The 10,069-nt window shown below is 55.5% G+C and carries 10 protein-coding genes and 2 tRNA genes; 5 read left to right on the top strand and 7 right to left on the bottom strand.

The window, feature by feature from the left end:
* The first annotated feature begins 53 nt into the window (after nucleotides 1-53).
* From ADADOO_RS11850 to ADADOO_RS11835, 4 genes are all read left to right on the top strand, one after another.
* Nucleotides 54-740 carry a hypothetical protein gene (locus ADADOO_RS11850; RefSeq protein WP_511277708.1) on the top strand — a complete coding sequence of 229 codons (687 nt, stop codon included), beginning with the start codon at nucleotides 54-56 and terminating at the stop codon, nucleotides 738-740.
* Between the two features lie 45 nt (nucleotides 741-785).
* A complete protein-coding gene (locus ADADOO_RS11845) occupies nucleotides 786-1,073 on the top strand; it encodes an HPr-rel-A system PqqD family peptide chaperone (protein ID WP_511277707.1) in 288 nt (95 codons plus the stop codon).
* Nucleotides 1,074-1,138: 65 nt separating this feature from the next.
* Nucleotides 1,139-1,987: an HprK-related kinase A gene (locus tag ADADOO_RS11840; RefSeq protein WP_511277706.1), complete on the top strand. Its 849-nt coding sequence runs from the start codon at nucleotides 1,139-1,141 to the stop codon at nucleotides 1,985-1,987.
* Nucleotides 1,984-3,075 carry a nucleotidyltransferase domain-containing protein gene (locus ADADOO_RS11835; RefSeq protein ID WP_511277705.1) on the top strand — a complete coding sequence of 364 codons (1,092 nt, stop codon included), beginning with the start codon at nucleotides 1,984-1,986 and terminating at the stop codon, nucleotides 3,073-3,075. The genes ADADOO_RS11840 and ADADOO_RS11835 overlap by 4 nt, the downstream gene beginning before the upstream one ends.
* Nucleotides 3,076-3,121: 46 nt before the next feature.
* Here ADADOO_RS11835 and ADADOO_RS11830 read toward each other — a convergent pair.
* Together ADADOO_RS11830 and ADADOO_RS11825 are read right to left on the bottom strand one after the other, a co-directional pair.
* Nucleotides 3,122-3,198: transfer RNA gene (locus ADADOO_RS11830), tRNA-Arg, on the bottom strand.
* A gap of 22 nt (nucleotides 3,199-3,220) precedes the next feature.
* Nucleotides 3,221-3,297 (bottom strand) — tRNA-Pro (locus ADADOO_RS11825).
* Between the two features lie 139 nt (nucleotides 3,298-3,436).
* Here ADADOO_RS11825 and dksA point away from each other — a divergent pair.
* The gene (dksA, locus tag ADADOO_RS11820) at nucleotides 3,437-3,862 is read left to right on the top strand and encodes an RNA polymerase-binding protein DksA (RefSeq protein ID WP_511277704.1); all 426 of its coding nucleotides are present in this window, start codon (nucleotides 3,437-3,439) and stop codon (nucleotides 3,860-3,862) included.
* A gap of 93 nt (nucleotides 3,863-3,955) precedes the next feature.
* Here the strand turns inward: dksA and pnp are convergent, their stop codons facing one another.
* The 5 genes from pnp to infB all read right to left on the bottom strand — a co-directional run.
* Nucleotides 3,956-6,103: a polyribonucleotide nucleotidyltransferase gene (pnp, locus tag ADADOO_RS11815; protein WP_511277703.1), complete on the bottom strand. Its 2,148-nt coding sequence runs from the start codon at nucleotides 6,101-6,103 to the stop codon at nucleotides 3,956-3,958.
* 97 nt (nucleotides 6,104-6,200) lie between these two features.
* A complete protein-coding gene (gene rpsO, locus ADADOO_RS11810) occupies nucleotides 6,201-6,470 on the bottom strand; it encodes a 30S ribosomal protein S15 (protein WP_511277702.1) in 270 nt (89 codons plus the stop codon).
* A gap of 102 nt (nucleotides 6,471-6,572) precedes the next feature.
* The gene (gene truB / locus ADADOO_RS11805; RefSeq protein WP_511277701.1) at nucleotides 6,573-7,478 is read right to left on the bottom strand and encodes a tRNA pseudouridine(55) synthase TruB; all 906 of its coding nucleotides are present in this window, start codon (nucleotides 7,476-7,478) and stop codon (nucleotides 6,573-6,575) included.
* A 7-nt stretch (nucleotides 7,479-7,485) separates the two neighbouring features.
* Nucleotides 7,486-7,857, bottom strand: coding sequence for a 30S ribosome-binding factor RbfA (gene rbfA / locus ADADOO_RS11800; protein ID WP_511277700.1), 372 nt, complete (start codon nucleotides 7,855-7,857; stop codon nucleotides 7,486-7,488).
* Nucleotides 7,854-10,069 (bottom strand): translation initiation factor IF-2 (infB, locus tag ADADOO_RS11795; protein ID WP_511277699.1); only part of this gene is annotated, 2,216 nt, incomplete at its 5' end. The genes infB and rbfA, both read right to left, overlap by 4 nt.

The following is a 10,069-nucleotide window of genomic DNA, read 5'->3' as shown; positions in this document are numbered from 1 at the left end:
GAATGCACTGCTTAAACTGACGGCATTACTGTCTTGACTCAGGGGGCCACTTCATGTCACCTAACAACAACGAACTTGATCGCCCCCCAGAGTCCGATAAAATCGATCCGATAGTGACCAAGGAAACCAATCTAAACCGTGTCAAGAGTTCTGGTCGGCGCAAACTGACGCGACTGGGTGTACTTGGCGCGCCGGTGGTACTGACGCTGGCCAGTCGTTCTGTTCTGGCGGGACAGTGCCTATCCAATATGCTCTCTGGCAACCTCTCCGACCCTGACCGGGACAGCCGGTGCAGTAGGGGTTGGAGCCCAGGAGGATGGGGGCAAGTTGGTGGAACCATTAGCAGTTACACAACACTTGGCGCCTGGGCAGCCATCGGGTTCGCCTATGGAACTTTTAACTCAAACCTTGCTAACTGCAGTTCAAATGGCAGTAGCAATCAAGCAAAATGCTACAGCGGTGGCTCCACGATTTCCAACGTTCCCGGTGTTTTAAATCCTGATGGCGTACCTAGTACAACAAGGCTCGCCGATGTACTGATCGAACCACAAAATAATCAATTGAGCCGCCATCTGATATGCGCCTATTTCAACGCAAAGCTCGGCGAAATCTCGGGTAGCTCTTTCCACTACATACTGACTGTTCAACAAGTTCTGGATTTAGCCACTGGCAACCTGCCCATTCCCCCTGGCTTTATTAGCATTAACTCTTTCCTTGACTCAACCTGGTTAGGGCAGTAATTGGATCAATTGAGCGCTCCCATTTGATCTCTTTGCAAAACTCCATTGCCTAGCATCAGTTTTAAGCACGATAGCTCTGGTCATTTCATCGAAAGGCGACTGGAAGATGAGTTGTTGTTGTATGACACGCTCTCTGGTGAGACTCATCTGATCGCACCTCCTGCGCTCGTTCTTTTCGAATTACTCCGGGATCACACAGGGACACGAAGTCTGCTTGCCAGAGAATTGGCGCACTACCTTGATGGCACAGAACAGGAAGTTCAGAGCTTTGTTGACCGAACTCTTGCCAGTCTGCAAGATATTGGATTAATTGAGATCAAAGAGTATTTGTGAAGCTTTCATCGCTTTCAACCAGCGAGATCAGACGACGACTTGGTTCAAATGGATTGCGCCTATCCTTGGCCGGTTTCGAAATCTCAATATGCACCTCGCTCCCACAACTCACTGATGGACTTTCGCTGCTATACGCAGACTATCCACTCGGCGCCGAGGATGGATTTACAGATTTTCAAATCACTATAGATGCCCCATCTCTATCTCGGCGACTGATTCGCCCGCAGGTCAATTTTGCCTGCAACGGTTTCTTTCCGTTTAAACCACTACCAATTGGTCAAGCATTCGCCATGTTCGAATGGGGCCTGAATTGGGTTATCGCCAACCATTGTCACCAGTTCGCAATAATTCACTCAGCAATTGTCGAAAAAGGTGGCAAGGGGCTCATTCTCCCAGGAACACCCGGTAGCGGGAAAAGTACGCTGTGCGCAGCTTTGGTGTGTAAAGGATGGCGTCTTCTATCCGATGAGATGACATTGATTTCACTGAAAACTAATGAAATTCATCCTTTTCCAAGGCCAATCGGATTAAAAAACAACTCTATCGAAATCATCCAAAATTTTGGAGATGGCGTTGTTTTTGGTGCAACTATCGGTGACACAGCCAAGGGTAATGTTGCTCATATGCGCCCCCCCAGAACCAGCATAGATGCAAGCCAAATCACTGCCAGTCCATTTGCCGTGGTCTTCCCACACTACCAGCCCAACTCGAAACTAAACTTTGAGCCAATCAGCAAGGGCGAGACAATGATGAAGTTGGCAGAAAACTGTTTCAACTACCCCGTTCTAGGAGTTGATGGATTTCATTGCCTGACGAACGTTGCAGACCGAAGCTTCGGCCGCTCCCTCAGTTACTCGAAATTAGATGATGCCATTGCTGCACTGGACAAGTTATTTTGCGATGTGCAGCCATGACTCCCAAGCCTCATCCGCTGATTCTATTCTTACGTAATCCACGCACTGCCATTGAGTCCCTTTCTCTATCTGATTGGAGCCAGCTAATCTGCGCCGCCCGACGAGGACACTTGCTTTCGCGAGTCGCCCATCTAGCACGCTTCCATGACCGGCAAAATTCACTACCTGAAAAAGTAAGGCCTCATTTCGAAAGTGCTCTGAGAGTTGCGGAAAGCCAGCGTCGTAACGTGCTCTGGGAGATCACGGAAATTCACCGCACCCTTAAGCCGATAAACATCCCCTTTATCGTTCTAAAGGGTGGCGCCTACATCCTGATGGACTATGAAGCAGGAGTAGGCCGATTGATGTCCGATGTGGATATCATGGTGCCACAAGCTTATATCACCGATGCGGAGCGCGCCCTCATAGAAAACGGATGGTTTCCTGGAAAACTTAACTCCTACGACCAGCGATACTATCGGACCTGGATGCACGAATTACCTCCACTGCATCATCTGAAGCGAGGTACATCGCTCGACGTTCATCACACGATACTTCCTCCAACAGCCGCATTGAAACCTGATGTAACCCAACTATGGGACAAAGCACAGGCACCCGGAACGAAAGATGGCGTATTTGCACTGGCACCAGCGGACATGATTCTTCACAGCGCCACCCATCTTTTTCACGATGGCGAAGTCGAACATGGACTACGCGACCTCGTCGACATCGATAGCCTCCTCACCCAATTCGCCAAAGACGACAAATTCTGGACACAACTTACTCAACGAGCGGCGGAGTTGGACTTGAGCCGTCCCCTATATTACGCTTTCAAGTGTTGCAGGATATTTCTTGAAACGGCAATACCAGACAATGCCGTGCAAGCAAGTAAGACTGCCGGAAACTTAAATGGTGCGGCAACTCGCGTCGTAGTCTATCTTTTGACATCTTCAATTGGTGCAATATTGACTAAAGGGAAACACCAGACGTTGGCTACTTCGCTGGCCAAATTTTTGATATTCGTTCGATCCCATTATCTACGCATGCCGATGTATTTGCTGATACCCCACCTGACACGGAAAATGCTGTTCGCCAACAAGGAACGGTAATTAGCAGCCAAACTATCGAAAACACAAAAATTGGGAATATATATCGTGGTGTGCCCGGAGGGACTCGAACCCCCGACCTGCTGCTTAGAAGGCAGCTGCTCTATCCAGTTGAGCTACGGGCACCAGAGGGTGAATCTAGGAAAATTGGTCGGGGCGGTGGGATTCGAACTCACGACCCTCTGCTCCCAAAGCAGATGCGCTACCAGGCTGCGCTACGCCCCGACACGAGAGACGGCATTCTATCACCCTCCGGAAAACCGCACCAGATCAAGAGCCTATCTTTGTGCAATAAAGAATCCTTGCCGGCAGGCTGTCTTCATGATATTTAATCGCTTTTTTCGTCACTAGGACGCACCAGAATATGGCAGAAGAACTGCTCCACAAACACTTCGCTCCGTACCAGCCGAAAGCCGGCGAGGATTACATGAGTGCGAAGCAACTGACGCATTTCCGCAAGATTCTTGAGACGCTCAAAAAGGAGTTGGGCGAGGATATCGACCGCACGGTTCATACCATGCAGGACGAAGCTACAGTGTTTGCCGACCCGAATGATCGCGCCAGCCAGGAAACCGACATGGCGATCGAATTGCGCAACCGTGACCGCGAACGCAAGCTGATCAAGAAGATCGATGAGACGCTCGCCAGCATCGAAAGCGGTGATTATGGGTTCTGCAACAAGTGTGGTGTCGAGATCGGCATCAAGCGCCTGGAAGCCCGCCCGACTGCAACGCTGTGCATTGATTGCAAGACGCTGGATGAGCTCAAGGAAAAACAGATGGCGAAGTAATTCGCCTTTTTGGCATTGCTACGGTCAACCGGAAAAAATGCCAAAAAAAGGGCGCCGCAAGGCGCCCTTTGTACGTTCAGCACGGGCTGAAACTTATTGCTGTGGCTCTTGGGCGACGGCTTCGGTGGCAATCGGCTGGGCAGCCGCAGTACCTTCTTCAGAAGCAGCGGCCTTCATCGACAGCTTGACGCGACCGCGGTCGTCGGTCTCGAGAACCTTGACGCGAACGATCTGGCCTTCCTTGACGTAGTCCTCAACCTTGTTGACGCGTTCCTGAGCGATCTGGGAGATGTGCAACAGACCATCCTTGCCCGGCAGCACGGAAACGATTGCGCCGAAATCAAGAATCTTCAGCACGGTACCTTCGTAGATCTTGCCGATCTCGACTTCAGCCGTGATCGCATCAATACGCGCGCGCGCTGCGGCGGCAGCTTCACCGCTGCTCGAAGCGATGGTGATCGTGCCGTCATCCTGAATGTCGATCGTGGTGCCGGTCTCTTCGGTCAGGGCGCGGATAACAGCACCGCCCTTGCCGATGACGTCACGGATCTTTTCCGGATTGATCTTGAAGGTGTACAGACGCGGTGCGTAGGCCGACATTTCTTCACGCGGACCAGCAGCCGATTCCTGCATCAGGTTCAGGATATGGATGCGGGCATCCTTGGCCTGGGCCAGGGCAACCTGCATGATCTCCTTGGTGATACCCTGGATCTTGATGTCCATCTGCAGCGCGGTGATACCGGTCGTCGAACCAGCGACCTTAAAGTCCATGTCGCCGAGGTGATCTTCGTCGCCCAGAATGTCGGTCAGCACGGCAAAACGGTTGCCGTCCTTGATCAGACCCATGGCGATACCGGCAACGTGCGCCTTGAGCGGCACACCAGCGTCCAGCAGGGCCAGGCAGCCGCCACAAACGGAGGCCATCGAGGACGAACCGTTGGATTCGGTAATTTCCGAAACCAGGCGCATCGAATACGAGAAGTCTTCCGGCTTTGGCAGCACGGCGAGCAGCGCGCGCTTGGCCAGACGGCCGTGACCGATTTCGCGACGCTTCGGCGTACCGACACGACCACATTCGCCGGTAGCGTACGGGGGCATGTTGTAGTGCAGCATGAAGCGGTCGCGGTATTCACCAGCCAGAGCGTCGATGATCTGCTCGTCACGGTTGGTGCCCAGCGTGGCAACAGCCAGCGCCTGGGTTTCGCCACGGGTGAACAGGGCCGAACCGTGGGTACGCGGCAGGACGCCGGAACGCATGGTGATCGGACGCACGGTGCGCGTGTCGCGACCGTCGATACGCGGGGCACCGCTCAGGATACGGCCGCGAACGATGGAAGCTTCGATTTCGTGGAACAGGTTGCCGACGGTGTTTTCGTCGGGAGCACCCTCGCCCTGGCACAGGGCGGCAATGGCTTCAGCACGGATGACCTTGACGGCCTGGCTGCGCGTTTGCTTGACGGTGATGTTGTAGGCTTCTTCGAGCTTGGCGCTGACCAGTGCGGACAGGCTGGCAACCAGCGCTTCATCCTTCGGTGCAGCTTGCCATTCCCATTCCGGCTTGCCGGCTTCTTCGACCAGTTCGTTGATGGCGTTGATCGCCTTTTGCATTTCGGTGTGGCCGAAAACGACGGCGCCGAGCATGATTTCTTCAGACAGCTGGTCGGCTTCGGACTCAACCATTAGCACAGCAGCTTCAGTACCGGCGACGACGAGGTCGAGCTGGCTGCCCTTGAGCTGGCTCAGGGTCGGGCACAGCACGTACTGGCCGTCGATGTAACCGACGCGGGCAGCACCGATCGGGCCGTTGAACGGCACGCCGGAGATAGCCAGAGCGGCGGAAGCGCCGATCAGGGCCGGGATATCGGAATCAACTTCCGGGTTCAGGGACATCACGGTAGCGATGACCTGGACTTCGTTGTAGAAGCCATCCGGGAACAGCGGGCGGATCGGACGATCGATCAGGCGGCAGGTCAGCGTTTCCTTTTCGGAAGGACGGCCTTCACGCTTGAAGAAACCACCGGGGATACGGCCGGCAGCGTAGGTCTTTTCCTGGTAATCAACGGTCAGCGGGAAGAAATCCTGGCCCGGCTTGGCACTCTTGGCCGCCACAACGGTGACCAGAACCACGGTTTCTTCCATGGAAACGAGGACGGCGCCGCCAGCCTGGCGGGCAACTTCGCCGGTTTCGATGGTGACCTGATGGGCACCATAGGCGAATGTTTTTTTCACGACATTAAACATATTTTCCTTTCACTCTCATCACAATTAACGACACGACAACAAAACAAAAAAGCGGCCGGGAGAATTCCGGGCCGCTCTTTTTTTGCTTTGATCTGGCTTACTTGCGCAGACCAAGGCGGGTAATCAGGGTGCGGTAGGCATCGAGGTTCTTGCCTTTGAGGTAATCCAGCAGCTTGCGACGCTGATTGACCATGCGCAGCAGACCACGACGGGAGTGGTGATCCTTCTTGTGCTCTTTGAAGTGCGGGGTCAGATCATTGATGCGGGCGGTCAGCAAGGCGACTTGCACTTCCGGAGAACCGGTATCGCCCTTGGCGCGCTGGAATTCGGCGACGACGCCGGCTTTGACTTCAGTAGTGAATGCCATTTCAAACTCTCTTTCATGAAAACGACGCCGCCCCGGTTTGATAGAGCCAGCGCCAGTGGATAAAATTTTCCGTTGGCGACGGAAAGCGTTCGATTATATCAGTTAATCAGCCAGTTGAACCAGCCGTTTTGGCCATAAACGATCACAGGTTCCCGGTTCGCCGATACCGATCAGCTTGCCGTTCTCGTAGACGCGGATCTTGCCGCTCAGGCCTGGCGGCAAATCAACGGGATTGCCGTGACTGAAACGCTGCGCTGCCTCGCCTTCGACGTCAAGAATCGGCAAGGAGTGCAGCAGCGCATCGACCGGTTTCAGGCGCGCCATGCGCCCTGCTTCGTCGAGACCTTCAAGTTCGGCCAGGGTAACGGCACCAACCAAATCGAGATCGCCAACCCGCGTCCGGCGCAACGCAGTCAGATGGGCGCCACAACCAAGCGCAGCACCGATGTCAGCCGCCAGAACACGAATGTAAGTGCCCTTGCTGCATGCCACGCGCAGCGTCAGCCTGTCACCGGCAAAGTCGAGCAGATCAATCGCGTGAATCTTCACCGCCCTCGCCTCGCGCTCGACTTCGATACCCTGACGCGCCAGCTCGTAGAGCGGCCGACCATCACGCTTCAGGGCCGAATGCATGGGCGGAATCTGCTGAATATCGCCGGTAAACTGCGGCAGCAATTTCAAAATTACGGCTTTTTCCGTGTTGACCGTGGAAGTCGCCGTCACCTTGCCTTCGGCATCGCCTGAATCGGTGGTTACACCAAGCTTGAGGACAGCCTCGTAGGTCTTGTCGGCATCGAGCAAGTCGGCCGAGAATTTGGTCGCCTCGCCGAAACACAGCGGCAATAAACCCGTCGCTAGGGGATCGAGCGTGCCGGTATGGCCACCCTTGGCTGCCGAAAACAGGCGACGCGCCTTCTGTAGCGCATCGTTCGAGGTAAATCCGATGGGTTTGTCGAGCAACAGCACACCATCGACCTGTTTCCAGGTCTTCTTGACCTTCGGCTGCATGGAAAACTTAGTCTTCCGGCGTCTGATCGCTCAGCGCGTTGGCCTGATTGATCAACAAAGTCATGCTGGCGCCGTGCTCGATAGAGTTGTCGTAGACAAAATGCAACTCCGGCAAGGTATGAATATGGATGCGACGCCCCAGTTCGCGCCGAAGGAAACCGGACGCCCGCTTCAGACCACGCTCAATCTCTTCCAGATGTTCGGCGTTAAGCGTCGCGTAAAACACCTTGGCGTGGGCGTAATCCGGCGTCAGTTCGACGGCTGTCAGGCTGATCATGCCAACGCGCGGATCCTTCAATTCAGTCCGAATCAGATCGGCAAGGTCGCGGCGCACCTGCTCCGCGACCCGGTCACTACGCTGAAATCCCTTTTTCTTCATTTCAGCGTGCGTGCTACTTCCTGAATTTCGTATGCTTCCAACTGGTCGCCAACCAGGATGTCGTTATTGCCGCGCAGCGATAGACCGCATTCGAAGTTGGAACGCACTTCCTTGACATCGTCCTTGAAGCGCTTGAGCGAGTCGAGTTCGCCATCCCACTGAACAACATGATTGCGTAGCAGACGGACACGGGAATTGCGCTTGATGAAACCTTCCAGCACGTAACAGCCAGCAATGGCACCCACCTTGGAAACCTGGAAGACTTGGCGAATCTCAACCATACCGGTGATCTGTTCGCGCTTCTCCGGCGAGAGCATGCCAGAAAGAGCCGCCTTGACCTCGTCAACCGCGTCGTAAATCACGTTGTAGTAACGGATATCGACGCCGAAGGTTTCGGCCAGCTTGCGCGAACCAGCATCGGCACGAATATTGAAACCGATGATGACAGCGCCCGAAGCCTGGGCCAGATTGACGTCCGATTCGCTGATCGCGCCGACCGCGCCGTGGATGATTTGGACACGGACTTCCTCGTTGGATAGCTTGGCCAGCGTCTGCACCAGCGCTTCCTGGGAACCTTGCACGTCGGCCTTGACGATGAGCGGCAGAGTCTTGACTTCGCCCTCTTCCATCTGCTGGAACATGTTCTCCAGTTTGGCGGCTTGTTGTTTGGCCAGCTTGACATCGCGGAACTTGCCCTGACGGAACAAAGCGATTTCACGCGCCTTCTTCTCGTCAGTCAGCACGATGGCTTCTTCGCCAGCGGCCGGCACATCGGACAAGCCAAGGATTTCGACCGGGATGGACGGGCCGGCTTCGTTGATCGGCTTGCCGTTCTCGTCGAGCATGGCGCGAACGCGACCGAAGACCTGACCGGCCAGCACGACGTCGCCACGTTTGAGCGTGCCGGACTGAACCAGCATCGTTGCCACCGCACCGCGGCCCTTGTCGAGACGCGCTTCGATGATCAGCCCCTTGGCCGGCGCATCCTTCTGCGCCGTCAGTTCGAGCACTTCAGCCTGGAGCAGAACCTGTTCGAGCAATTCGTCGATGCCGGTACCTTTCTTGGCCGACACTGAGATAAATGGCGAATCGCCACCGTACTCTTCCGGGATGACACCCTCGGCGACCAGTTCCTGCTTGACGCGCTCCGGATTGGAATCCGGCTTGTCTATCTTGTTGACCGCAACAACCAGCGGCACGCCGGCCGCCTTGGCGTGGTGAATCGCTTCCTTGGTTTGCGGCATCACGCCGTCGTCGGCAGCGACAACCAGAATGACGATGTCAGTCGCCTTGGCGCCGCGGGCACGCATAGCCGTAAAGGCCTCGTGACCCGGGGTATCAAGGAAGGTCACCATGCCACGGCCGGTTTCGACGTGATAGGCACCGATGTGCTGAGTAATGCCACCGGCTTCGCCAGCCGCCACCTTGGCGCGACGAATGTAGTCGAGCAACGAGGTCTTGCCGTGGTCGACGTGACCCATGACGGTCACCACCGGAGCTCGCGGCTCAAGCGGCACATCTTTGTGATCGGCGGACTCTTCAAGGAAGGCATCCGGATCGTCCAACTTGGCAGCCAGCGCCTTATGGCCCATCTCCTCGACGACGATCATCGCCGTTTCCTGATCCAGCACCTGATTGATGGTAACCATCGAACCCATCTTCATCATGACCTTGATGATCTCGATGGCCTTGATGGCCATCTTATGCGCCAGATCGGTGACGGAAATCGTTTCAGGAACATGCACTTCGCGCACGACCTGCTCGGTCGGCGCCTGGAAACTGCCCTGACCATCATCACTCTTGTGCGACTTCTTGTGGCCATGCCGGTTGTCCTTCCAACCGGAACCGCCATCAGCGCCACGCGTCTTCAGACCGCCCTTTTTCTTGCCGTCATCGGCCGCGCGTCCCTTGTCGCCCTTCTTGCCCGGCGCATCGGGTTTCTTGTGCAAGGTACCCTTGTCGGCAGCCGGCGCGGCACCCTCTCCAGCCTTGGCTGCGGCAGCAACCTGCTGCTTGGCCTGCTCGGCGACCTTGGCTGCGGCCGCAGCAATTTCTGCCTGCTGACGCATTCGGACCAACTCGGCTTCACGCGCCTGCTTCTCACGCAATTCGCGCTCCTGGATTTCACGCAGCGTCGTATAACGCCGGTTTTCCTGCTCGCGAGCCTTGAGTTCTTTCTCGCCGATAATCGCCGCACGATCAAGAATGACCG

Origin of the sequence: Azonexus sp., from assembly GCF_036170495.1 — a bacterium.
Taxonomy (GTDB): Bacteria; Pseudomonadota; Gammaproteobacteria; order Burkholderiales; family Rhodocyclaceae; genus Azonexus.
Note: the sequence above shows the minus strand (reverse complement) of the source record. Positions and strands in the feature narration are given on the sequence as shown.